Source organism: Lederbergia galactosidilytica (genome assembly GCF_017873565.1).
GTDB lineage: Bacteria > Bacillota > Bacilli > Bacillales > Bacillaceae_C > Lederbergia > Lederbergia galactosidilytica.
This window is the reverse complement of sequence record NZ_JAGGKH010000009.1, coordinates 137,010-162,454: the sequence shown is the minus strand read 5'-3', so window position 1 is coordinate 162,454 and position 25,445 is coordinate 137,010. Positions and strand designations below refer to the sequence as shown.

The following is a 25,445-nucleotide window of genomic DNA, read 5'->3' as shown; positions in this document are numbered from 1 at the left end:
ACGAATCTCTTTCTATAACGGTTTCACCTTTAGATAAAAAAGAGCTAACAACCATTATTGGTTATTAGCTCAAGCTATTATGATAATAAAGTACTTGCATCCTGATAATTATATTGGAAAGCAGTGGCTACACCTTCATGAGTGATATGACCTTTAAGAGTATTCAAGCCTTTTCTTAATGCCTCATTTTCTTGACAAGCTTGTTGGAATCCTTTATTAGCGATTTGTAGAGCATATGGAATGGTGGCATTCGTTAGAGCAATTGTAGAAGTTCTAGGAACAGCACCAGGCATATTTGCTACTGCATAATGGACAACGCCATGTTTGACATATGTTGGATTATCATGTGTGGTGACACGATCACTTGTTTCAAAAATTCCGCCTTGATCGATCGCAATATCAATAACAACTGCTCCAGGCTTCATCGCTTTAACCATATCTTCGGTCACAAGTTTTGGTGCTTTTGCCCCTGGAATTAATACTGCACCAACGACAAGGTCAGAATCTTTGACCGCCTCCCCAATATTAAACGGATTGGAGACCAATGTCGTCACCTGTCTTCCAAAAATATCTTCCAACTCGCGCAGACGATTGGCGTTCAGATCAATAATTGTCACTTCAGCCCCAAAACCAACTGCAATTTTTGCTGCGTTCGTTCCTACAATCCCCCCACCGATAATTGTCACTTTTCCACGTTTCACGCCTGGTACACCTGATAGAAGAATTCCTTGCCCGCCATAATTTTTCTCTAGAAATTGCGCACCAATTTGTACAGACATTCTCCCAGCAACTTCACTCATCGGTGTTAAAAGTGGTAAAGATCTGTTGGATAGCTGGACTGTTTCATAAGCGATAGATGTTGTATGATTAGCGAGTAATTGATCTGTTAGTGCTTTCTCATTGGCCAAATGTAGATAAGTAAATAAGATCAAATCTTCGCGTAGAAAGCTAAACTCTTCCTCAATGGGTGCTTTTACTTTCAATACTAACTCTTGTGCCCATGCCTCTTCTGCCGTATCAACAATATGTGCACCAACTTCAGAATAAGCTTGATCTGAAAATCCAGATCCTTCTCCGGCACCTTTCTCAATATGTACTTCATGTCCAGCGGCTGTAAGTGTAACTACTCCTGCTGGCGTCATAGCTACTCGATTTTCATTATTAATTAATTCTTTGGGTATTCCAATTTTCATTATAATGCCTCCCGTTCGAAGTCTACATTTTTATCATATCATTATGCGCCTATCTTGACAGCTTTTTTTAGCAAATTCCGCATAAAAATAAGCCAAATAGCATGATAAAACTGCTACTTGGCTCTTATTGTTTATCCGTCATATCGCTCTTTATTAATGTCCTCTTGCTCTATAGCGCCACTCGTATAAACATCTTTAATCTGCTTTACAGTTTCTTCATTATCTTCTTCTCTATATTCAAATTGATTTTGTTTTGATTTTTCCATTAGTCATACTCCTTTTCGAGGTTTTTTCTATTATTTGTTGGGGAATTAGAACATATACAGGCAATAAAATGTTAAAATAAAGAAAAAGGAGGCAATGAGAATGACTCTTAAATACTCTAATATCTTAGTTGCTGTTGATGGTTCAAAAGCAGCGGAATGCGCCTTCAAAAAAGCTTTACAAATTTCAAACCGAAACCAAGCCAGACTAAGCCTTGTTCATGTTATTGATACAAGAGCCTATGTCGCAATTGATGCTTACAACGGAACCATGGCTAATCGTGCCGAAAATTATGCCGAAGACCTGCTCTCAGGGTATAAAGAGGAAGCGATGAAGCTTGGCTTAGAAAATATGGACACGATCATTGAGTATGGCTCCCCGAAAACTGTTATCCCGAAAAAAGTAGCGAAAGAAATCGGAGCTGACTTAATTATCTGTGGAGCAACCGGTCTTAATGCTGTAGAACGCCTTTTAATTGGAAGTGTCTCAGAACATATTACTCGTTCAGCAACATGTGATGTATTAGTTGTACGCTCTGAAGAAGATGAAGAGGAAGAAGTATAACTCAACACATCTTCTAGAATGGGCCAGTAAAGCCCGAGCTAAAATAAGAGGCTGGAACATAATTAAAATGTCCAGCCCCTCTTTAAATTTCAGAACTAATCCAAATCTACAGAAAAAACATCCTCTTGATAGGTCTAAATTTTTTAAACTTATCCCCCTCTAACTAGACTAGCCACTATATTAATCTTAATCCGAAAGCGGGCACTGAAAGTTAATAAGATCAATGCTCACAACAGGTTCAAAATTCAGTAGGTTTTCATACGTATTCTTCGAAAACCACAAAAAACTATCCAAAAAGGTCTTATTTATCCTTTTTGGACAGCTCCGTTCTCTAGCTTTATTTGTGCTTTTTCTAATTGTTTACGAACTTGGTTAAAGCCAGTTCCACCGTACGAATTTCTTCGTTTAACCGCTTCTCGCGGTGACAGGATCGTAAAGATATCTTGTTCAATTTGTGCACATGAATCTTGTAGTTCCTCTAATGAGAGGTCTAATAAATAGCAGCCTTTCTGAATACAACTCAAAACTAATTTCCCTACAATCTCATGAGCTTCACGGAAAGGTATTCCCTTTGAGGCCAAATAATCAGCAAGTTCTGTTGCATTAGAAAAGTCCTGATGAACAGAAGTTTCCATTACATCCGCTTTTACCGTCATTGTTCGCACCATTCCTGCAAAGATTTTCAATGAACCAATCATTGTATGAACTGTGTCAAACATGCCCTCTTTATCCTCTTGCATATCTTTGTTATATGTAAGTGGTAATCCCTTCAAAGTCGTCAGCATACCCATCAAATGGCCGATCACTCTTCCAGATTTACCGCGGATAAGCTCTGCCATATCTGGATTTTTCTTCTGTGGCATAATACTACTACCTGTCGCATATGTGTCATCTAACTCAATAAAGTTAAATTCCTTACTTGACCATAGAATGAATTCTTCCGCCAAACGCGAGAGATGTGTAATCGTTAATGAAGAATTACTTAAAAATTCAACAATAAAATCCCGATCACTCACTGCATCCATACTATTCTCATAGACCTCAGAAAACCCTAGCTGTTCAGCTGTAAAATGACGATCAATCGGAAAAGTCGTACCAGCTAAAGCACTTGCTCCAAGTGGAGACAAATCGATCCGCTTTAAACTTTCCTGAAACCGTTCATAATCCCGTTCTAGCATCCAAAAATATGCAAGTAGATGATGTGCAAATGAAACAGGTTGTGCCCTTTGTAAATGTGTATAACCCGGAAATACAGTTTCCACATTTTTTTCAGCCTGCTCAAATAAAGATGCCTGTAACTCCTTTAGATGCTCCATAATAACTAACACTTGCTTTTTCAAATACAAATGCATGTCAGTAGCAACTTGGTCATTTCGGCTTCTACCTGTGTGTAACTTCCCACCAACTGGTCCAATTTCCTCAGTAAGCATTTTTTCAAGGTTAAGATGGATATCCTCTTCTGAAACAGAGTAAACTAACTCGCCTGCACTTGCCTTTTCTTTCAACTTTAAAAGACCTTGAACAATTTTCTCACTATCTTCTAAAGGAATAATATTCATTTTACCTAACATTTTTACGTGAGCAATGCTTCCCTCTAAATCTTCAAAAACAAGTTCCTGATCAAATGAGATCGAGGCCCCAAACTCCTCGATCCACTGTTCAGGGGATTTTGAAAAGCGCCCACCCCATGCTTTTTTCATGCCTTCACCTTATTCTTATTATGAATCATACTGTGTACTTCTGTTGGTAATCCCCAAAGTTTAATGAAGCCAACTGAGGCTGATTGATCAAATTCATCGTCAGCTGTATAGGTTGCTAAATTCTCATTATAAAGAGAGTTTGCAGATTTACGTCCTTCTACAATCGCATGACCTTTAAATAGCTTTACTCTTGCAATTCCATTGACAAATTTCTGCGATTCTTTAAGAAAAGCTTCTAATGCAGGTTTTAATGGAGAGAACCACAAACCTTCATAGATCATTTCTGTTAGTTTCTTTTCGATATTAGGTTTAAAATGTGCCAATTCTTTAACAAGTGTTAGATCCTCTAATTCTTTGTGGGCTGTTAGCAAAGTAACTGCACCAGGACATTCATAAATCTCACGCGATTTAATTCCCACTAATCTATTTTCAACGTGGTCAATTCTACCAACACCGTGTTTTCCAGCCAATTTATTTAAAGTTAAAATTAGTTCACTTAATGGATATTTTTTTCCATCTATAGAAACAGGTACTCCGTTAATAAATTCAATTTCAATTACATCAGGTTGATCAGGAGTATCTTCTAAAGCAGCTGTTAGATCGTACGCATTTTCTGGTGGTGCTGCCCATGGATCCTCTAGTACCCCACATTCATTACTTCTGCCCCATAAATTTTGATCAATGGAAAAAGGACTATCTAAATCAATCGGAATCGGAACTCCTTTTTCTTTAGCATATTCGATCTCCTCTTCACGAGACCAGCTCCATTCTCTCACTGGTGCTAACACTTCAAGACTAGGGTTCAACGCTTTAATGGAAACTTCAAAACGCACTTGGTCATTCCCTTTTCCTGTACAGCCATGTGCAACCGCATCAGCCTTTTCTTGTTCTGCTACTTCAACGAGTTTCTTGGAAATTAACGGTCTGGAAAGGGCGGAAACAAGTGGGTATTTTTGTTCATACATTGCATGGGCCTGAAGAGCTAACAAAGCATATTCATTAGCAAATTCTTCTTTTGCATCAATGACAATACTTTTTGATGCCCCCATATCCAATGCTTTGGATTGAATAAAGGCTAAATCTTTTCCTTCTCCAATATCTAAACAGCAAGCTACTACATCATAACCTTGATCTAAAAACCATTTAATTGCAACGGAAGTATCTAAACCACCCGAATAAGCCATAACAACTTTCTTTTTCATTAAAAACCCTCCTGAACAAATTGTATACTTATACATAAAAGTTTATTTTTAATCATTTGTTATTATGGATATTATCATATGAAACTATGTTTTTCAATACTTATTCATAAAAATGTATAAAAAATCATTCAAAATATCAGATTTATCCATTTCAATGCAAAAAAGCATCTAGAAAATTATCTAGATGCTTCCCCATGAATTCCAGCTAAGTCGTTATAAGTGGAAAAGCTGGGACAAAAGTGTTTTCGCCAAAGAAAAACTGAACTACTAAGTGCATATAACCCGCTCCGGAAATATACTGCGCTATGGTAATTTTTCATTCGTCTTTGATCTTTTAAATTTTTTACTTATATCCCACCCTCACGTTACTCATTGATCCACTCCAAATGACTTTTACTTTATTTATTCAATTCTTTTACAACATGGACTAATTCTTTTAAAATCAATTTATTCATAGCCAGTGAAACAGCTCCAGTAGAGCCAGGCATAATAAAAACAGCCTTATTCTTGTATACACCCGCAGAAGCTCTGGACATCATTGCTGCGGAGCCGATATCTTCTGTATAACTAAGCATACGAAATAATTCACCAAACCCGATTATTTCTTTCTCATATAAAGGGGAAATCGTTTCAATTGTTACATCTCGCTTAGCAATCCCTGTGCCACCAGTTATTAAAATAACATCCGTAGCTTTTTTAGCTGCCTCATTTAATGATGTCATTATTTCAGAAGGTTCGTCTTTTACAATATTATAGAAAGCAATTTGGTGCCCAGCTTTCATTAATAATTCTTTCACTAAGTTTCCACTTTTGTCCGTTAAGTTCGTCCTTGTGTCACTAACAGTGATGACGGAACAAGCGATCGACATGGATCTGTTACTTAAATGGTCTGCCACACTCATAGGCTACTACTGTTCTTCTCATACAAATGTTTGTACTGATAGTATTTGATCGCAAATCGTGTGACTTTTCTAGTCGTTTGATAATTAACACCCGCACCAATCATAATGGAAATAAACGGGACACCCGATATTTTCCGCTTAGAAAACATCAAAATAAAAGCTGTTTTTAATAATTGTTTTAATGGTTCATCAATCCAAATAGGTTCTGTAATTCGATCAGGTACATCATAGTAAAATTGCTGATCATCCTTTTGAATATCTTCCATTAAATCTTCCCAACCAAACATCTTCATCCTTTCAGGCATCGTAGAAACATTGAATACTTTCAATGTTTCTAATAGCCCCTTGGGTGATTGTACCTCATATCCAAAAGACATGGCTGTTAGCTGGACAGCTCGTAAATTGATTACGAGCATCGCAATAAAATCACTGGATATCGCCAATGTTTGTCCAGAACCAGTCATACCACCTTGAAACAAAGAGTATAGACGATGTTTACTTGCTTGCTGTTCCGCTAAAAAGGTAAGTTTATCAACTGGCATACTTCTCATGTCTTCCATTGAATGAATTTGCTCATCCATCGATCTCGCACCCGCTAAAACGCGCTCTGCCGCCTCTTGTTGTAATGTTGTTCCTCTAAGAAGAGCATTTAATTGAAAAAGCCAGTCATCCACTTTTAAGAAAAATTGGTCTTGAATATTTTCTGGTAATAAGGAAAATGCCTTATCAAGCCATTTATCATACGTATTCTCTAAATCAGTTGGTTCGTACTCAAAAAAACTTTGACGCCATTCATGAAGTTCTTCCCATAGATGCTCCTCTCTCTTGCTAAAATTCATGTCTAACACCTCAACTAATTTTATAGTTTTTTTATTTTGAAAGACGTACAACATCCCTAGCAATCATGATTTCTTCGTCAGTCGGGATGACAATAACTTTTACAGGTGAGTGCGGATAATTTACAAACACCTCTTGTCCTCTAATATTATTTAAATTAGGATCCCAGTATATGCCCATAAATTCAAGTCCATTTAAGACCTTAGCTCGGATGGAGGCACTATTTTCTCCAATACCAGCTGTAAAGATAATCGCGTCCACTCCAGACATTCTTGCAGCATATGAACCGAGATATTTATGAATACGGTCCGCAAAAATATCTAGCGCCAACTCTGCGCGATAATTCCCATTATTTGCTTCTAATTCAATGTCACGTAAATCACTAGAAAAACCGGAGACACCTAACATGCCAGACTCTTTATTAAGGACAGTAATGACTTCCTCTGCTGTCTTCCCAGTTTTTTCCATCACATATGGAATAAGTGCAGGGTCAATATTTCCAGAACGAGTCCCCATTGTCACACCTGCAAGTGGCGTAAAGCCCATTGATGTATCTAATGACTTTCCACCTTTAATAGCAGCAATACTTGCACCATTTCCAAGGTGACAAGAGATAAGTCTTAATTGACTTAAAGGGCGTTCTAATAATTCAGCTGCTCTCTCTGAGACATATTTATGTGAAGTTCCATGGAAACCATATTTACGTATACCATAATCCTTATAATATTGATAAGGGAGACTATACAAAAATGAGCTTTCAGGCATTGTTTGGTGAAAAGCTGTATCAAAGACTGCCACATGCGGAACATCAGGTAGCGCTTTTTGGAATTCCTTAATTCCTGTCGCATTGGCAGGGTTATGAAGTGGTGCAAGTTCAGATAACTCCTCAATCTTATTCAATGTATCCTCATCAATTAAGGCAGAATCACTAAACAATTCTCCACCATGAACAACCCTATGACCAACCCCGTCAATCTCATTAAGGGATTGAATTACACCAAGAGAAATCAGACGCTCTAACAATAAAGCAACTGCTTCTTCATGATTCATAATATCTTTTGTTTCCTTATGTCGATCTGTTCCCAAATTTATACTAAATACAGAATCCTTTAATCCAATCCGCTCAATCAAGCCTTTTGTGATGACCTTTTCTTCCGGCATATCAAAAAGTTGAAATTTCAAAGATGAGCTTCCCGCGTTAACCGCAAAAATTTTAGCCATAAATCATCAGCATCCTTTATATCATTAATCATGTTTTTGTTTGACCTACAGGATATGTAGGTCTGAGGGTGTTACCACAGGATATGACGACCTTAGCCGTTTATCCTTATTACGCATCTAAATAGCCCGCTACGCTTTTCTTTATTTGTTATCCTTAAACCATTTTTCCATTTTCCAAAGCATTTTATCAACAGCTTCTTTTTTAGTAAGGCTCGGGAGGGATGCCAATAAAACTTCTTTCGGTGCTTTGGTTTCTGGACTTTTCTTCTGGAGAATAAATATACTTTTTGCCGCTTGATCATTTTTGAAAATCGAAAATGGCAATTGTAAGACTGCTTGTATATAAGCTGTATCTTTCAGGTACCGTTGCAAATTCTCTGCTTCTTCTGATTCAAATAAGCCATTTGGGATTAGAAGAAAAAGATATCCACCTGGTTTTGTATGCTTTAATCCTTGCTCAATAAATAAGTGATGTGCATAAGCATGTCCTTTTGTTGACTTCAACTCATATTCGGAAGCTTGCATATCGTTAGGATAATAACCAACAGGTAGATCACATACAACAAGATCTACAGGGTCAATGAATAGTGGGGCTAATGCGTCTTGATGAAAAAATTCTGTTTGCTGCCTTTGTAAATTGGCCCCAATATAAGCTAAACGAACCAAAACTTCATCCACTTCAACAGCAAATGAATCAATTGTCGAGTTTTGCTCATACGTATTCAGTACCGTAGATAGCAAGTTACCTGTACCGACGGCAGGGTCCAAGATCGACAGTTGCTCTCGATCCCCAATAAACTTCTGAATTAAATAGCTTATCAATAAGCCTATAGAATCTGGTGTCATTTGGTGATTGGATTGAGTCGTACCTTTCATACCCTTTAAAATCGCTAATTGATAAGCTCTTCTAATTTCTTCCGCTGTATAAGAAACAAGGTTTAACTCCGCATATTCTTTCTGTAGCCTTTTTATGCTAATTTCGCTCAAGCCTTCTTGCAAAATTTTATCTTGGAATATATTATCGCCTGTTTCGACTAGTGCTTCCAAATAAGTACAAGCCAACTCATCTTGCAACGTCGTTGATGATTGATCAAAGATGGTAAATAGCCTTTCAATTGAAGAATTAGACAAAATAAAACCTCCCATCCATGCAATCCTATCATGCTACTTAATAGTTTCTGGCAGATGTTTACCATTCTATACATGGATCTTTTATTTATCCCGGATTAACTAGCAGTAAGACCCCCACCTCAAAAATTCAAGGGAGACCAAGAATAAAATGAGGGATCAACTGCCAGTAAATCCCCGATTCGTTCAACTAACATTCAGTGGGGAATGAAACCATTGAATGAAGTTTCACTTTATCTCTAGTTTAGCTTTCACGAGGGTGGGAAACAAGGAAAAAGTCCGGATTTAACGAAGTTCGGACTTTTGTGAAATATTTAACATATGAAAGGGGATTCTAAAAGCGCTTTAATTATGATGGTTGTTTTTTAGTGGTTAAAATAAGAAAAAAGATACTAATAATGATGACTATTTTGCTGCTGAGACCCAGTCAAGATTCATACAAATATCTGATCATCCCTTCCAATAACCTGATAAAGAACCCCGGGGATGGCCCGGAGTTCACGTTTCCTTATTTTGCTGCTTCTGCCGCTTTTAAAGCCTCATCGTAATTGGGATGATTTGTACCTTCACTTACATATTCTGTATAAACTACTTTATCATTACTATCTATGATAAAAACACTTCTAGCAAGGAGACGTAATTCCTTCATTACTACTCCGTAAGCTTCTCCAAAGGAGAGATCACGATGATCTGAGTAAATCTTAGCATATCCTAGATCATTTTCTGCAGCCCAACGCGCTTGCGCAAATGGTAGATCAGCAGAAATAGTTAGAACTTGAACGTTATCGAGTTTTGCTACGTCTTCATTGAAACGTTTTGTTTGTGCAGCACATACTCCAGTATCAACTGAGGGAACAACACTTATCAATCTTACTTGCCCTGCGAAATCGCTCAATTTCACCTCAGATAAATCATTAGAAAGTACCGTAAAATCAGGGGCTTGATCTCCAACCTTCACTTCCGTTCCAACCAAAGTCATTGGAGTTCCCTTAAATGTAACAGTTGCCATGGATATTTCCTCCTTTAAAGTAAGTATGTACTAATCATTGACTATATTTCATTTCGATGCAAGTAATAAACGTTATTTTCGAATTTAAATGAGACTAGGACAAAAATGTTTCACCAAAGAAAGCCGAACTACTATGTGTAACCTGCTCCGGAAATATACTTCGCTTTCCGCGGGCGGCTAGTGAGCTTCCTAATGCTAGTGCACTCCGGAATCTCGACGATGCCTTTCTCCACAGGGGTCTACGTATATTTCCTGTGCTGCTATAGCAATAACCGTTCGTCTTTAATGTTTAACATTTTAATTTTGTCCTAGCCTCAATAAGACTAAAAGCTAAGTTGTACAATATCCCCTGTTTCAACTACACTAGTACTTCCTGTACGTTGGCAAGGTCAAGGCGCGACATCCTATCGCTTCCCTTGCACTAGTACTTCCTGTACGTCGCAACGACTTTGGACCAACATCCTGTTGGTCAAATATCAAAGTCTAAATCGCTATTTTGTCCGCTATTTTGCTGTTGTTGGCTATTTTTCTTGATCATTTTTTGGATTTTGTCTATAGCTGCCGGTGCATTATCAATCATTTTCTCAAGTAAATGGGTATTTTGTTCTAAATGAAGCATATTGACTCCATGTTTATTCACGACAAGAAAAGCTATTGGTGTAATGGAAACACCGCCACCACTCCCGCCTCCAAAAGGAAACTTTGAACCACTTTCATCCTCAGATGATTGATCATCTGAGGAGTTTCCTGATGATCCACCTCGAAATTCACTTCCCCCCATCGCAAAACCGAAACCCACTTTGGAAACAGTTAATATGACACCGCCATCTGGTGTTTCAACCGGTTCCCCGATGATGGTATTCACATCAATCATATCTTTCAGATTTTCCATGGCCGTTGTCATTAAGGCTTGAATAGGATGATCAGACATTAAATATCCTCCTGTCTTTTTCGTTGTGTGAAAATGATCGTTTTTTATGTTTTTTCCATTCTTTCGCTAATTTATAGGCTGTTACCATAGCATTTCCTACTTTTATTTTCATCATACATTGAAAGTTTGATTCAAATGCTGTTTGCTGATAATTAGGTTGGACAATTAAGACAGGATTTTTTAAAAAGGAAAGATAATTTCTTAACCATGAAATTAAAGTTCCCTTTAGAGACCAAATGACTCCAGTGGCGACCCCTGTATCAGCTGCATCGCCAAGTCCTATAGTAGTCTTCCATTCAAACTGATTTATTTTGATTTTCATTAAAAATTGATTGATAATCCTTCGAAATGGTCTAATATTTCGCGGAATATTTTTCACTTCATCCCAAAGGGAAGAGAATTGAAGGGGAATCTCTTGCTCTGTTTCATCCTTTTCTATCGACTTTTCAAATTCCAAAATATCGGCTATGTTCCATTCTTTTTGGAAACGAAGCAATCCAAAAAGACTCTTCCCCTTTATTTTTATTTCTATAGTAGCAGAGCTTAAAATAGCTGATAAGGATAGTTGTACTGTCAATAAAGGAGCCATAATAATAGTGAAAATTACTAAGCATAGTACTGAAATGTAAAACCATTGCATAGCTGATCCCTCCAAAGGAATAACACCTGAAGCTAAAGATTCATTATTTCCCGCTGGTAGAAAAATAAACCCGCTTATGGATATGCAATTTTATAATTGACAAGAAATTACGCATCCATTTAAACATTAGCCTTATCTAGATAGTTTCAAGCTCGAAAACCATTCCTACAAATTTTCCATATAAATGAAAATAGACAAAGTCTAAAATGACTTTGTCTACAGTCTTTTTTCTTTTAAAATAGAGATAAAGCTAGAAAGGTTGATTTCCGCTGCGAGCGGACGCTTTCCACGGGCACGGCTTCAGCCGCTTCCCTCGCTGCGCACAGTCCAGGGTCTTCAGCTCGTGCTGTTCCCGCTGGAGTCGCCGCTCTCCGCTCCAATCAACAGTGTTTCCTATTAACTGAATGAGGTGATGGATATGATGACGAAGAATCAAATTAATGAACGCGAACAGCTAGAAATGCTGACAATAGAGCAGTTGGTTCCCCACGACCATCTGGTGCGCAAACTGGATGCGGCTATTGATTTCTCCTTTATCTATCCATTAGTTGAAGATCTTTACTTAACCATTGGGAGACTCAGCATAGATCCTGGCCATTCAGTATACCTTCGGCATCCGTTCCATGCGCCAGACAATCAAGGAAATTGAAACGAATGTGGCATATCGCTGGTTCCTTGGCCTTCATGCAGAGGTTCCTCACTTTTCCACGTTCGGAAAAACCTATGTGCGTCGATTTGCAGATACAGATCTATTCGAGCAGATCTTCTATAAAGTTCTAAACGAGGTGACAAACCGCGAGCTTCTCAGCCCTGACCATGTCTTTATTGATTCGATCCATGTGAAAGCCAGCGCGAATAAAAGAAAGTTTGAGAAGAAGGTTGTTCGTAAAGAGACGCGAGCTTATGAGAAGAGGCTCCAAGAGGAACTCAACTTAGATCGGGGAAAAAATGGGAAGAAACCATTCCCACCGAAAAAGTTTGATAAGGAAGAGTACAAGGAGAGTAAGGAGTCGACAACAGACCCGGAAAGTGGTTATTACGTTAAAGATGAATGAACAAAGTAGTTCGCTTATTCTTTTCACACTGCCACGGATGAAAAGGGATTTGCACTTGCCAACCATGGCGTAATAGAAACCATAAGGAGAGCATTTATGGCTCTTTTTCATAGAATGATCCTGTATGAATAACAAAAGGGTTGGAAATCATTTTGATTTCCAACCCTTTTGTCTCCATTCTGAAAATCCTTATAAATAAGCGGGTTCTGTTATGTTTCTCCGCTCATGCACAACAGATGTATCAGCAAAAATATCATGCAATCCTTGTTTTTTCGGTGTAAATGCTACTATAGCATAAAGAATTGTTATCGTGGCTGAGATATAACGGCCAATTCCTTCTCTAAAAATAATGGTTCCCCAACTTAATGGTTTTTCATTTAACGGAATCACTTTTAACCCAAAAACCATCTTTCCAATTGTCTGCTGAAAATATTTTGTCATTAAAATAAAATAAGCGTAGAAAACAATCCCAGAGACAATCCCATACGCCGAGAAAAAACCAGTATCTACTAGGGATACTCCTATTCCGCGAAAGATCGGCTTAATGATCATCCCATTTATACTAAAGACCATAATTAAATCAAGGAGATAAGCCCAAAATCGCATCCAAAATCCCGCATAAGCAGGAGCTTGTGTCTTGATTTTTGTTCGTTCAATCTTTAGCTCAGCATTATCTTCATTTGTATATTGCTCATAATTCTCTGTCATGAACATGACACCTCCTTATTAGTACCTGTTCAAAAAGACGATAAAAAGGACCAAACCTAGAAACAAGCCAACGACCTTGCGTATGTTGTGATGACTTCGACGTTCAACACAGGATGTGTCGATTATTTAGTTGAAGATCCTTCATCTCGTAATTTCCTTTCATCCAAACCTACTAGACGTTGGTCAAACGGCGAAGACATGCGGATGTGACACCTTTATCCATTTATCCCTTTGTTGATCCGCACATTTTGAAATATCCTCTATTACTCAGAATAAAGATACATTAATCTTGGTGCATTAGGCTGAGTTAACAACTTCGTAATTCCTTGCATTTCTGCTTCTTTACCACCGAATTGTTGAGCGACTACACCGAATAACGAACCAAAACCAAAACCAACACCAGCACTATAACGTATAACTTGAGCATCTTCCAATTTATAATCTTTTTTCAGTTGCTCAATTACATCTTCTTGATAGCCAAATTCATCAATAAGTCCAACTTCTTTTGCTTGGCGTCCATCATAAACCCTGCCATCTGCAATCTCTCTAACTTCATTTTCAGACATGTCTCGACCTTCCGAAATAATCCTCACAAACTCATCATATGAATTTTTCAGCATGGAATCGAGAATCTCTTTTTCCTCTTTTGTCATATCACGATATTGACTCATTATGTCCTTGTAGGGACCACTTTTTATCGTTGTAAAATCAATCCCTAACTTGTCAGCCAATTCAGCAATATTGACTCCTTGCATAATAACGCCCAATGAACCTGTCATAGTCTCAGGACTCGCGAAGATTTTATTAGCAGGGGCTGAAATATAATATCCACCAGAAGCGGCCATTGATCCCATAGAAACATAAATTGGTTTATCTGTTTCTTCCTGAATTTGTACTAATTTATGGTGAATCTCCGCAGATTCATTTGTTCCTCCACCTGGTGAATTAACACGCAGAATAATCCCTTTTACCGTGCTATCATCCTTTACATGATTAAGCTGCTTCATAAACTCCTTATGTACATAACCTGCAGTTTGAAATAGTGATGTCTCTCCAGTATCCTGAATCACCCCATCTACTTCCAATACCGCTATTTTTTGTGTCGGGCTTCCCGATTCTAACACTTCTTCTGCAAAGGCCTCATTAACTCCGACACCCTCATTTAAAAGTTTAGTGAAATCTGTAAAAAGAAAGCTACTTGCAAGATTCACAATGGTGGAAACAAAAAACACAAATGCAGCTACACCAAGAGCAATCCACCTTTTTCCATTCATATAAAACTCCTCCTTCTAAATTGTGCCCACCTTAGTATACGTTCAATTCTTTTAAAAAGTTTCACTGTCATGATAAACTAAATAGAAAGCGATATCCAAAGATTGAATCACAGAGGGAGGACATCATCATGAAAGACCAGAGAAACAATATTTATTTTTTCCATAAAAACGATACCGATTTAGCAGAAAAATTAATGAAATTACAAGAAGCGGCAGAACGTCACGGGTTTAATATTGTAAGTGATTACCGAAAAGCCAATGTTATCGCGAGTATAGGCGGTGACGGAATGTTCCTCCAAGCCGTTCGAAAAACAGGCTTCAGACAAGATTGCTTATATGCTGGGATTGCGGTTGGTACCAATCAAGGACTTTATTGCGATTTTCACATCGATAATATTCATGACATGATCGATGCCGCAACAATGGAACAAATAGAAGTTAGACGTTATCCTACGATCGAAGTGAATATTGATGGAGAAGCTTCGTTTCGCTGTCTGAACGAGTTCACCATCCGTTCAGGTATTATCAAAACATTTGTTATGGAAGTATTTATTGATGGCCTTCATTTTGAAACTTTTCGAGGGGACGGGCTTGTAATTGCCACTCCAACTGGAAGCACAGCATATAATAAATCCGTTAGTGGAGCAGTTGTTGATCCGTTACTCCCTTGTCTTCAAGTGACAGAACTAGCTTCCTTAAACAATAATACGTATCGTACTTTGGGCTCCCCTTTTATTTTAAGTGCTGAACGTAACCTCCAACTAAAAGTTGTTCAAGATGGAAATGATTATCCATCTATGGGGATGGATAACGAAGCTTTAAGTGTCCAGCATGTTGAAAAAGTAGATATTAAATTAGGTGAACAGCGGATTAAAACGCTCAAACTAAAGAATAATTCATTCTGGGAAAAAGTAAAAAGAACATTTTTGTAATATCGTGAAGGAGTTAGATCCTGTTTTTAAAATCATCAACGAAAAAGGCGACAGTGACAAAAACTGTACCAAATAGTAAAGAGAGGCGGATTTCCGCCTCTCATTTCCATACTATATGTGGTTATTGTCCATGACCGCCCATTTGTTGTTGTGCCATTTGAACAAGGCGTTTTGTAATTTCCCCACCAACAGAACCGTTAGCACGAGAAGTTGTATCAGCTCCAAGATTCACACCAAATTCTTGGGCAATTTCGGTTTTCATTTGGTTTAGAGCTTGCTCAGCTCCAGGAACTAGAAGTTGGTTACTATTATTACTTGGCATGTGTCTTCACCTCCCTGTAAGTGTAGAATGTGCAAAAACACATGCCATCATTCATTATTCCATTGGTAATTATTGTTACGATGAAGAGGTCTCCGTTTTCCTTCCTCATTCAATCCTATGAGTAAATCACAAAAGACTATCCAAGTCCGCAGTTGAAGATTGAACCCTTGCACTAATCATAATGGTCTCAGTGTCATGAACTGCTTCTTCAAGTAAAGGAGTCCAATCCACTTTTTCCTCAAACTGTTCCATTTTCTCTAATTTCGGCTTTGTTTTTGGAGCCGGTGGAGTGAAAATAGTACAGCAATCTTCGTATGGACGATTAGAAATTTCAATTGTATCAATTTCTTCCGCAATCTGAATGATTTCTAATTTATCCATTGCAATAAGAGGGCGAATAATAGGAGTGTTTGTAACAGCATTAATAGCGAGCATACTTTCCATAGTTTGGCTTGCTACTTGTCCTAGACTTTCCCCAGTTACAATCGCTAATCCACCCTGTTTTTTTCGAATTTCTTCCGTAATCCTTAGCATCATCCTTCTAGTAGCTGTCATAGAAAAACCCGATGGTATTTCCTTATGAATGATCTCCTGAATCTTTGTAAAAGGGACAATATGGACTTTTACACTTCCTGAATATTGGGCTAGTTTCCGCGCTAAGTCCAACACTTTTTGCTTTGCCCGCTCACTTGTAAAAGGTGGGCTGTGAAAGTGTACAGCTTCAATTCCCACGCCTCTTTTCATCGTTAAATATCCTGCAACAGGACTATCGATTCCGCCAGAGAGCATTAGCATAGCTTTACCAGAGGAAGCAACTGGAAAACCTCCTGCCCCATGTATAATTTGTCCTGAAATATAAGCAGCATCCTGTCTAATTTCTACAATAATATTCAAATTAGGTTGCTTAACATCGACTTTAATGTCGTCAAGATGAATTAAGATATGGGCACCAACAGCATGATTTAATCCGTTCGTATCATATTCAAACGTTTTATCTGTCCTACGTGCAGATATTTTAAACGTATTCCCTGGAGAATGGACCTCATTCGCGATATGTAGGGCAGCTGCTCGAATTTCTTCTATATTTTTTTCCGTTTTGATCACAGGACTAAAAGATTGAATTCCAAATACATTCTTCAATTGTTCGATAATAGGATCTACAGGATCGCCATTCAGTACAATATACATGCGATCCCAACCCGATTCAATTTGAATTTTCTCAAAGTCTCTTAACATAAATTGGATATTTTTCTTGAGTTTATGGACAAAATGTTTTCGGTTCCGCCCTTTGAGCGACATTTCTCCATAACGAATCATGATTCTATCATAATTCATCGAATCACCCCACTACCTTTTTTAATCTAATGATAATTTGCTCTAATATCTTTATAAATTGAGTCGCTTCTTGTATTGTATTCTCGTAACTAAGACTTAAGCGAACAGCACCAATTGCTATATTATTCGAAACACCCATTGACTTTAATGTTGGGCTTGGTGTTTTATCTTTAGAAGAACAAGCACTTGTCGTTGAAATCATAAATCCAGCTTCCTCTAAGGCATGGACAAGTACTTCTCCCTTTAATCCACTAACAGAGAAGTTGATAATATGTGGCGCAGCACCCTCTGGTGTATGAATAATAATTTCGCGATTAGTTTTTAGTTTATTATATAAATAATCTTTCACTTCCAATAGAGAATTGGCTTTGTGAAGACGGTTCTGTTCCACTAACCGGAATGCTTTTGCCATTGCAACGATGCCTCCAGTATTTTCTGTACCGCTTCTCCATGTGTGCTCCTGATTTCCTCCTGTTAAAAGTGGGACGATTCTCACTCCGTTTCGTTTGTAGAGAAACCCAGTACCCTTTAAACCGTGAAATTTATGAGCTGAAAATGTACATAAATCAATCCCTGAATCACGAAGTGGGAGTGTCAGTTTCCCAGCTCCTTGAACATGGTCAACATGGAAGAGGACCTTTGGATATTTTTTTAGTCTCTCACCTATTTCTCTAACCGGTTGTACGGTGCCCACTTCATTATTTACATGGATTAAAGAAACAAGAATTGTCTTGTCAGTGATGGCCTGTTCTATATCATCTGGATCCACAAGTCCATTTGATCGTACTGGTAACCTTGTCACTTCGAAATTGAATTTTTCTTCTAGCTGCTTCAATGTATTTCCAACAGAGGAGTGTTCAATCTCACTTGTGATAATGTGATTTCCTCTGCCTTGATATTCTAAGGCCACTCCTTTAATTGCTAAGTTATTCCCTTCTGTCCCCCCTGAAGTAAAGATAATTTCTGTTGGTTTTACCCCTATTCCATCAGCAATTTGTTGTCTTGCTCCGGTAATTAACTGTTCGGCTTTTCCACCGTAATTATGCAAGGATGAAGGATTCCCATAAAAATTTTGATTCACTTTTAGAAAAGAATCTAGGACTTCTTCATATGGCTTAGTTGTTGCACTGTTATCAAAATATATCAAAATGACACCTTCTATATTTTTAGTTATTTTTCCAGTTAGAGGTTGTTCAAAATGTCCTGTAAAATATGATCTTCGACTATGTACTGACATGTCCTGTGCCAAATGTCGAAGTCACCACAACACGCGACTTGCTTCTCCGCTACTCGGAGCTATGCCGCCTCGAACTTTCGCCGCATAGGATCGGGGGTTGCAATTGACTTCAGCATAGTCGCCGGCTTAGTCCTTTTTGAACATGCACAGTTAGTAATCATATCATATTTTTTCAAAAAAAATAAGAAGAGCTTCAGAGAGCCCCTCTTATTTTACCCTATTTCTTTATTCATAACGAATTCTAGTTAGGAACGAGAATATTCTTCACTTTCATAGATTTCTTCAATCCGTTTTAAAGCGCCGGGTTCGATTTTCTCTACAGCAGTTGCTGCCTGCTCTAGTGCAGCCATATATTCGTAACTTCGGAAAGCTTGTTCAGCCTCCTCTAAATTAGTGGCTAATTCGGAACTTTGCCTCCGGTAACGGTTTGCATATTGAATTACACGTTCTGCAAGCTGGGCTGTTTCAATATATTCTTCCGTTTTTTCATATAAATGATCAACGGTATCTTGTGCCTCATCAAGATATTTCTGGACTAAATTCATGTTTAACGGTTTTTCATTCAAGCTGTTATAAACATTTTCGATTTGCTCTTTTGCACGTTCATATAAGGATTCACAATCAGATGGGAGTCCAGGCATATGACTGTTATGGACAAGTCTGATGATTTCTTTGATCTTTCTTTGACAAGCATGAATGCTTTCTTTTGCACTTAATTCATCTTTGCGCAAATTATGAAGACGTTCCGTGAATTTTGTTTGGTCTTCTTTTATTATTTTCAATTGTTCAGCGATGTCCTTTAATTCTTCTTCAAGCTGTGAATAAGGTGTCATTTGATCGGTTAATTTAGCTTGTAAAAATTCATATCGCTTCACCAATTGATTAAAGGATTTATCTAACTTTTTTGGTATTTCAAGATCTTTATCTTGTAATTGGTAACTGTTTTGAACAATTTTTGTTTCATGGTTCATGTCATTATTTTTTTCCAACAATTGTTCAAGTGTATTTTCAACATTTTCAATTTCTTGTAAAATATAATGTTTTCCATACACTTCTTTTTCTAGCAAATCATAAAGAGTTTCTATTTTATCCTTAGTACCTTGAAGTCCCTCTTCAACGCTCGTTATCTCAGCATTTTGCAAAGACTCCTGACAGCGTTCAATTTCCTGCGATAACTCTTCTATTTGTTTCTCTAATTGCAAATGTTCGAGAATAAACCCTTGTTGAGTCATTTCTTTATAACCACTTTTCAGGTCATCGATTTGAGATGGAAGAATGGATTGACATTCCGTTAAAAGATCGGGGACTTTTTCCATTTTGTCTCCCAGTTCCTCCATCTCTGAAGTAAGCACGAGCACAACTTCTCGCGCTTGCAGGTAATTTCCCTGATCTGTTAGTTCTTCATAGTGATTGATTTTCACTTCAACTGCTTTCAGTAGCTCTTCTAGCTTTTCACCTGCGATACCAAACAAATGACGATGGGCTAAGAGATATTTTTTATTTTCTTGATACTGTTTGAATACATCGGTCATTTCTTTGCGATTTTCTTCTTCGCTCCCAACAACCTCATTTAATTCTTGGAGGATTGCATCCATGTCTTTTTCAATCTCGTGTAATGATTCTTTTACTTGCTGATTACTCTCTTTCGCTTGTTTAAAACGGTATTTGTCTGCAAATTCTTCGGAAGCAAAAATCATTTCGTCTACTTTAGGTAGACGCACGGTCAGAATATCATCCCACGTACTCCGCCACCGTTCAAACATTTCTTCCGTTTCTCCCGTCATATTTAATTGTTTTACTTTCGCCATTTCTTCCGCAACGGGACGGTTCATCAATTCTAATTTTTGGGAATCTAACTGATCAACCTCTTTATAATATTTTTTCCTAATTATGTATCCAACGACGAATAAAATTAATATGATCAAAATTGCAGATATTAAAATCTCCACACCGTAATTCATTGTAAGCCCCCTGTTTCTCAGTCATTCCTATATACATCTATGTAAATGAAATTAAATTTTATGATATGTTCCTCTATAATACCATGTCAACGACAATTTTTGACTATGAAAAGCATTTTTTTTAACGATAAAATGAAGTTTGCCAGTCTAGGATCGATTTATGACCTTGAAAGGCGTATATACATAGAACTATTCTATTTTTATAAATCTAGTCTTGAATTGTTAACTGATTTTCAAAAACTTTTAGTTATAACCGTCATTCTCTTTATTATTAGGGAGTTATTCCCGATCCTGAAAGGGTGATTAATCTTATAGAACTTCTAAAGAAAATAGCAAACGAAAAAAAGAAATCGAGTTTGGGTGTTATCAATACTTCTCTTAATGGTTTTCGACGAATGAAACGAGAAGTTTAGGGGAGCTTGAAAAAGAGAATATTTTAAGTAGGCAGAGGAATTAGAAAATATATTCATAAGGATTAGCTTAAGATACACAAACAAGTTCGTAAGACATATATAACTAGTCTATCTACTTTAAATGCTGCTATCTATCAAATGGATTTCCAATGGACAAAAATGGTATTATTTGCATAAATTATACCGTGGTGAAGAACAGGATGAAATAACTATTAACGCAGAATGAATAAAATCATCCTGTGTTTATATTCCTTCAATCTTACCAAAAGATTTAGCGAGGAAGAGCAGAATTTTTTTGATAGATTGTTAAAAAATTCAATCCTGGGTACATGTTTAAATTTGCTCATTTTGTGAAAAACGCCTTGTTATACACGAGACAAAATATTGATAGAGATTGATTTAAAGGCGAAAAACATAACCACTATCAAAACATGATTCAATCATTCTCCAACATTTAAATAAGTCCCCATTTTTTAATAGTGGTTTGAAGCAACAGATTCGATTGGCTTTACAAAAGTTTGGTTACCTGACCATGATTCTAGCCATTTACTTATCATTAGGTGATATTTATCAATAAAATAAGGTTCATGCGGACCCATTCCCCAAACTTCAGATACATATAGGCTATTTACATAAGGCATCATCAGTATTCCCTTTAATTGAATGATCAACATACTGATAGGAAAAGCCATTTTTTGCTCTTTCAATGTGGCCTGAATCAAGTTTTTTAAAAAGAAGCGTTCTTTCATTAAATAAGACGATATAATTTCACGGGATGTTTGGGAATCAATACTAATTTCTCTCCAAACAAAACGTGCAAGCAACTTATGTTCACTTTGAAAAACCAAAACTCGTTTTATCGCTCTTTTTAAACAGTGATCTGCTTGGTCTTTCTCCAATTTTCCCGTTTCTTCTTCCAAACAAGCTAAGTATGGCTCAAAAAATCTGATAAGACATTCTTCTAACAGGCCTTGTTTCCCTTTAAAGTAGTATGAGATATTGGCGGGATTAATCTTTGCTTCTGAAGCAATATCACGGATTGTCGTTCCTTTATACCCCTTAGCATAAAATAACGCGATGGCCGCTTCTACAATTGCCTCTTTTGTTGTTCCTTTTTGAGTTGTCATTATTCTGTCCCCCATTTCTTGAACAATTTATTTGGATATGAGAAAATGATATAAATTTTTAGAACTTTGATAGGATTTCTAGTCCAATACGAAATTGGAATCTTGCCGTTAAGTGTGCGGAACTAACTTATCGCTAACTGGACTTTGTACAGGAATGGTTGACCACCTTATCATCAGATGATTCATTTACTTACAACCATGTTAGACTTTCAGCACCTTTACAAACCATTTCGGTAAGACAAGAAAAATTCCTTTCAATACTTCTCGACAGTTTCTTTAGAGGTTGTCGAAAGAGAGAAAAGGAGGGGTAATTTTGTTTAAAACACAGGCCTATGAAGGCAATACAAAAGATCAATATGAAATTGTTATTAAACAGCTCGAAGCACTTTTAGAGGGAGAACCAAATGTCATGGCAAATTTAAGTAATGCATCTGCTCTCCTTAATCAGTTTTTAGATAGAATTAATTGGGTTGGCTTTTATTTAGTGGAAAATAATGAACTTGTTTTAGGGCCCTTTCAAGGATTACCAGCCTGTGTTCGTATTCCTTTTGCTAAAGGTGTCTGTGGAACAGCTGCCGCAAGCGAAAAAACGGTTATTGTTGAAGATGTACATGACTTTCCCGGACATATTGCCTGTGATGCAGCGTCCCAATCAGAAATAGTTATCCCTATTTTTAAAGATGAGCAACTATTTGGTGTGCTAGACATTGATAGTCCTGAAAAAAATAGATTTGATCACACAGATCAAATCTATTTGGAAAAATTTGTTCAAACATTGGAAAGCTTCCTATAGGCGCATATTCATCATTTAGTTACTGATAATTCTCCATAACCTAACAAGAAGATCTGTCTAATTGAGGGCAGATCTTCTTTTGATATCTTCAAGATGAAATTTTAATTTGATTTTTCCCAGAGTTCTTTGCCTCATATAATGCCGCATCAGCCCGTCTAAATAGATCAGATACATTACCTAATTGGGATGGTTCCCAACTCGCAATACCACAAGATATCGTCACCTTAGGATTGGTCTGTTCAGAAATATGCTTTCGCAATCTTTCAGCAACAGCTATTCCATTTTCCAAGGATATATCGGGGAGATAAACAGCAAGTTCCTCCCCACCCCAACGAGCGGCCGTATCTGATGCCCGAAGATTTGCTTGGATCAATTCCGCCACTTGAATTAATACTTTATCACCTGCTTGATGACCATATGTATCATTCACATTTTTAAAATCATCTAAATCAATTAAAATAAATGTACCTTCACGATCATTTTCCATAGATGTTTTGATTCTCTTATCTAAATATCCCCTAGAAAATAGCTGAGTTAGTTGATCTGTAATCACCATTTTTTCCAATTGCTCACGTAGAAACACATTCGTCACACTAAGAGAAGATCGCTGTACTAGGGTTTGAAATAAGCGAAACTTTTCAAATGTGAACATGTATGGCTCTGCCCCAACTATGATAACAAAGCCTTCCCAAGACTGATTATGAAAATAGACAGCCATCAATGAACCTATACTACTTTCAAGTTTTCCAGGCAAATTTTCTGTTTTCCCCATAAATAAACTTTCTCCATTATGGCCTGCTTGTTCGTAGACATAATGGGCAAGACATTTTCCTAACTTCCTTTTAAAAAATGAAGAACTTTCTTGTAAGATTATTGGTCGTTCTTCCATTAAAATGACGTATCCTATAGCAGAGCTTTCAAATATTTGCGTAATTTGCCTATGCAAATAACGAATAGCCCCTTTGTAACTTGAAATTGAATTTAAAGCTTGGGCCATTTCGTCTATCAGCCGCAAGTCTTCAATTAGTTTTTGTGACTGTTGATAGAGCTTTGCGTTCTCCATGGCGTTTCCAACTGTATTGGCCAACAGGCGAATAAAATCAATTTGTACATCTTCAAATACTGATTGTAATCGAGAAGTTACTTGTAAAACTCCGTATACCCCTTGTTTCCCCTTCAATGGGGCGTAAATGGATGGGTAATCCGCTAACTCAATTTCAAGTGTAGCATTGACATAGGCAGTGATCGCAATCTGATGGGCAGTACCAAATTCAAGACTTTTCACTGGTAATTCTTCATCTACTTCCTCATCATTTGCAAGTATAAGGAAGTAATCGTTTTCAGGAAATACCCTTTTTAATGTATCAATAATCTCAGCAAGTACTAGGCTCGTGTCCATGGATGAATGACATTTATCTGTCACTCTGAACAACTCCCTAAACATCATTTCCTCTAGAGTTTGTGCATTTTTTTGTTTATGTACCATTTGTATTCCCCCCCTCGCAATTCCCAAAGTAGATCCGTTTTTACAAAACAAGGCTCTTTTACCTACTGATTTTTCTTTATATAATGGATAATATCTTTAATCATACCACAAATAGAACTTTATACCTATATAAAAACAGATATATTTCTTGATATTGACTTCCTCGTTATATCGATATATAATGGTCGTTGTGTAAAATAATGCAGCCTAAATGAACAGATAATGTTTGTATTTTATTCCTCTCCATGAGGTGTATCGTGTAACCCACTGCTGCTAGGGCGAAGGTACATGAAAATAAAATACCCATTATTGCTGTATCATCGGTTTTTATTTTACAAAAATAAAACCTAAGGAGGAGACTTATATGTCTCGTTATACCGGCCCAAGCTGGAAAATCTCCCGTCGCCTAGGCATTTCCTTGAGCGGAACTGGGAAAGAACTTGAAAAGCGCCCTTATGCGCCTGGACAACATGGTCCAAACCAACGTAAAAAACTTTCTGAGTATGGCTTACAGCTTCAAGAAAAGCAAAAGCTACGCCATATGTATGGAGTAAATGAGCGTCAATTCCATAACGCTTTTATCAAAGCTGGTAAAATGAAAGGTAAGCATGGTGAAAACTTCATGATCCTTCTAGAACAGCGTCTTGATAATCTTGTTTATCGTCTTGGCCTAGCTCGTACGCGTCGTCAAGCACGTCAACTTGTAAACCATGGTCACATCCTTGTAGATGGACGTCGTGTAGACATTCCTTCTTACAAAGTAACACCTGGACAAACAATCAGCCTACGTGAAAAATCTCGTAATCTTACTGTTATCAAAGAATCTGTTGAAGCAACAAACTTTGTTCCTGAATATATTTCTTTCGATGCAGACAAGCTTGAAGGTACTTTCACTCGTTTGCCTGAACGTTCTGAGCTCCCAGCTGAAATCAATGAAGCGTTTATCGTTGAGTTCTACTCACGTTAAGTTCAGAGCTAATTAAAGAACAGTATTTAAAACCCTAGAAATTGCGTTATATCAACGCTTCTAGGGTTTTTCTGTTTTTATCAGGTTTGTAACCAACCCCCATATAAAATTAACCATTTGGGGGTGGTTTGGGGGTGCTTTTGGGGGCAAAAAAAATACGCGGACAGACGCTTACTAATAACAGAGAAATGAAATAAACCCGCCGAATAAATGGCGGTTTTTTTATTATCAGCTAACTCTCCCC

At 37.4% G+C, this 25,445-nt stretch carries 23 protein-coding genes and 1 pseudogene; 5 read left to right on the top strand and 19 right to left on the bottom strand.

Translation table 11 applies throughout. The annotated features are described in order from the left end of the window. Positions 1–77: 77 nt before the first annotated feature. On the bottom strand, positions 78–1,193 hold the full coding sequence (gene ald / locus J2Z23_RS11490) for an alanine dehydrogenase (RefSeq protein WP_209973965.1): 1,116 nt from the start codon (positions 1,191–1,193) through the stop codon (positions 78–80). Between the two features lie 131 nt (positions 1,194–1,324). Next, positions 1,325–1,459, bottom strand: a complete 135-nt coding sequence (locus tag J2Z23_RS22610) for a hypothetical protein (protein ID WP_274380130.1) — start codon at positions 1,457–1,459, stop codon at positions 1,325–1,327. A 100-nt stretch (positions 1,460–1,559) separates the two neighbouring features. Between J2Z23_RS22610 and J2Z23_RS11485 the strand changes: the two genes are divergently transcribed. Beyond that, positions 1,560–2,021: a universal stress protein gene (locus tag J2Z23_RS11485; RefSeq protein ID WP_057985224.1), complete on the top strand. Its 462-nt coding sequence runs from the start codon at positions 1,560–1,562 to the stop codon at positions 2,019–2,021. A gap of 305 nt (positions 2,022–2,326) precedes the next feature. Here the strand turns inward: J2Z23_RS11485 and argH are convergent, their stop codons facing one another. The 9 genes from argH to J2Z23_RS11440 all read right to left on the bottom strand — a co-directional run bounded on the left by argH (position 2,327) and on the right by J2Z23_RS11440 (position 11,591). Further along, on the bottom strand, positions 2,327–3,721 hold the full coding sequence (gene argH / locus J2Z23_RS11480; RefSeq protein WP_057985226.1) for an argininosuccinate lyase: 1,395 nt from the start codon (positions 3,719–3,721) through the stop codon (positions 2,327–2,329). After that, a complete protein-coding gene (locus tag J2Z23_RS11475; protein WP_064468566.1) occupies positions 3,718–4,923 on the bottom strand; it encodes an argininosuccinate synthase in 1,206 nt (401 codons plus the stop codon). The genes argH and J2Z23_RS11475 overlap by 4 nt, the downstream gene beginning before the upstream one ends. A gap of 398 nt (positions 4,924–5,321) precedes the next feature. Beyond that, on the bottom strand, positions 5,322–5,825 hold the full coding sequence (locus J2Z23_RS11470; protein WP_057985230.1) for a MogA/MoaB family molybdenum cofactor biosynthesis protein: 504 nt from the start codon (positions 5,823–5,825) through the stop codon (positions 5,322–5,324). Further along, a complete protein-coding gene (locus tag J2Z23_RS11465) occupies positions 5,822–6,664 on the bottom strand; it encodes an EcsC family protein (protein WP_057985233.1) in 843 nt (280 codons plus the stop codon). Before J2Z23_RS11465 ends, J2Z23_RS11470 begins: the two co-directional genes overlap by 4 nt. Before the next feature lie 31 nt (positions 6,665–6,695). Beyond that, complete coding sequence (locus tag J2Z23_RS11460) at positions 6,696–7,883, bottom strand: acetate kinase (protein ID WP_057985236.1); 1,188 nt, start codon at positions 7,881–7,883, stop codon at positions 6,696–6,698. A 141-nt stretch (positions 7,884–8,024) separates the two neighbouring features. Continuing rightward, the gene (locus J2Z23_RS11455) at positions 8,025–9,014 is read right to left on the bottom strand and encodes a class I SAM-dependent methyltransferase (RefSeq protein WP_128738625.1); all 990 of its coding nucleotides are present in this window, start codon (positions 9,012–9,014) and stop codon (positions 8,025–8,027) included. A gap of 505 nt (positions 9,015–9,519) precedes the next feature. Next, complete coding sequence (gene tpx, locus J2Z23_RS11450) at positions 9,520–10,020, bottom strand: thiol peroxidase (protein ID WP_057985240.1); 501 nt, start codon at positions 10,018–10,020, stop codon at positions 9,520–9,522. Positions 10,021–10,489: 469 nt separating this feature from the next. Continuing rightward, on the bottom strand, positions 10,490–10,951 hold the full coding sequence (gene ytfJ / locus J2Z23_RS11445) for a GerW family sporulation protein (protein WP_057985242.1): 462 nt from the start codon (positions 10,949–10,951) through the stop codon (positions 10,490–10,492). Next, complete coding sequence (locus tag J2Z23_RS11440; protein WP_209973963.1) at positions 10,944–11,591, bottom strand: DUF2953 domain-containing protein; 648 nt, start codon at positions 11,589–11,591, stop codon at positions 10,944–10,946. Before J2Z23_RS11440 ends, ytfJ begins: the two co-directional genes overlap by 8 nt. Before the next feature lie 418 nt (positions 11,592–12,009). On the opposite strand from J2Z23_RS11440, the pseudogene J2Z23_RS11435 reads away from it, so the two are divergent. After that, positions 12,010–12,643 (top strand): annotated as a pseudogene (locus tag J2Z23_RS11435) (transposase); the annotation flags it as partial. Positions 12,644–12,835: 192 nt separating this feature from the next. Here J2Z23_RS11435 and J2Z23_RS11430 read toward each other — a convergent pair. Together J2Z23_RS11430 and sppA are read right to left on the bottom strand one after the other, a co-directional pair. Continuing rightward, positions 12,836–13,354 (bottom strand): RDD family protein, encoded by a 519-nt coding sequence (locus tag J2Z23_RS11430; protein ID WP_209973961.1) that lies wholly within the window; start codon positions 13,352–13,354, stop codon positions 12,836–12,838. Positions 13,355–13,617: 263 nt separating this feature from the next. Then, entirely contained in the window at positions 13,618–14,628 is a 1,011-nt protein-coding gene (gene sppA / locus J2Z23_RS11425; protein WP_209973959.1) for a signal peptide peptidase SppA, read from the bottom strand. Between the two features lie 128 nt (positions 14,629–14,756). Here sppA and J2Z23_RS11420 point away from each other — a divergent pair, with 128 nt between their 5' ends. Continuing rightward, the gene (locus J2Z23_RS11420; protein ID WP_057985254.1) at positions 14,757–15,560 is read left to right on the top strand and encodes an NAD kinase; all 804 of its coding nucleotides are present in this window, start codon (positions 14,757–14,759) and stop codon (positions 15,558–15,560) included. A 121-nt stretch (positions 15,561–15,681) separates the two neighbouring features. Here the strand turns inward: J2Z23_RS11420 and J2Z23_RS11415 are convergent, their stop codons facing one another. The 5 genes from J2Z23_RS11415 to refZ form a co-directional block, all read right to left on the bottom strand. Further along, positions 15,682–15,882 carry an alpha/beta-type small acid-soluble spore protein gene (locus J2Z23_RS11415; RefSeq protein ID WP_057985255.1) on the bottom strand — a complete coding sequence of 67 codons (201 nt, stop codon included), beginning with the start codon at positions 15,880–15,882 and terminating at the stop codon, positions 15,682–15,684. Between the two features lie 126 nt (positions 15,883–16,008). Then, on the bottom strand, positions 16,009–17,217 hold the full coding sequence (gene thiI, locus J2Z23_RS11410; RefSeq protein WP_057985256.1) for a tRNA uracil 4-sulfurtransferase ThiI: 1,209 nt from the start codon (positions 17,215–17,217) through the stop codon (positions 16,009–16,011). A gap of 4 nt (positions 17,218–17,221) precedes the next feature. Further along, positions 17,222–18,364, bottom strand: a complete 1,143-nt coding sequence (locus J2Z23_RS11405) for a cysteine desulfurase family protein (RefSeq protein WP_057985348.1) — start codon at positions 18,362–18,364, stop codon at positions 17,222–17,224. 335 nt (positions 18,365–18,699) lie between these two features. Next, positions 18,700–20,415: a septation ring formation regulator EzrA gene (ezrA, locus tag J2Z23_RS11400; RefSeq protein ID WP_209973957.1), complete on the bottom strand. Its 1,716-nt coding sequence runs from the start codon at positions 20,413–20,415 to the stop codon at positions 18,700–18,702. An 886-nt stretch (positions 20,416–21,301) separates the two neighbouring features. Next, positions 21,302–21,955, bottom strand: a complete 654-nt coding sequence (gene refZ / locus J2Z23_RS11395; protein WP_057985259.1) for a forespore capture DNA-binding protein RefZ — start codon at positions 21,953–21,955, stop codon at positions 21,302–21,304. 313 nt (positions 21,956–22,268) lie between these two features. On the opposite strand from refZ, the gene J2Z23_RS11390 reads away from it, so the two are divergent. After that, positions 22,269–22,748 carry a GAF domain-containing protein gene (locus J2Z23_RS11390; RefSeq protein WP_057985261.1) on the top strand — a complete coding sequence of 160 codons (480 nt, stop codon included), beginning with the start codon at positions 22,269–22,271 and terminating at the stop codon, positions 22,746–22,748. Positions 22,749–22,836: 88 nt separating this feature from the next. Here J2Z23_RS11390 and J2Z23_RS11385 read toward each other — a convergent pair whose 3' ends face one another. Continuing rightward, positions 22,837–24,234, bottom strand: a complete 1,398-nt coding sequence (locus J2Z23_RS11385; RefSeq protein ID WP_209973955.1) for a sensor domain-containing diguanylate cyclase — start codon at positions 24,232–24,234, stop codon at positions 22,837–22,839. Positions 24,235–24,598: 364 nt separating this feature from the next. Between J2Z23_RS11385 and rpsD the strand changes: the two genes are divergently transcribed. After that, positions 24,599–25,201 carry a 30S ribosomal protein S4 gene (gene rpsD, locus J2Z23_RS11380; RefSeq protein ID WP_057985265.1) on the top strand — a complete coding sequence of 201 codons (603 nt, stop codon included), beginning with the start codon at positions 24,599–24,601 and terminating at the stop codon, positions 25,199–25,201. Positions 25,202–25,445 lie beyond the last annotated feature (244 nt).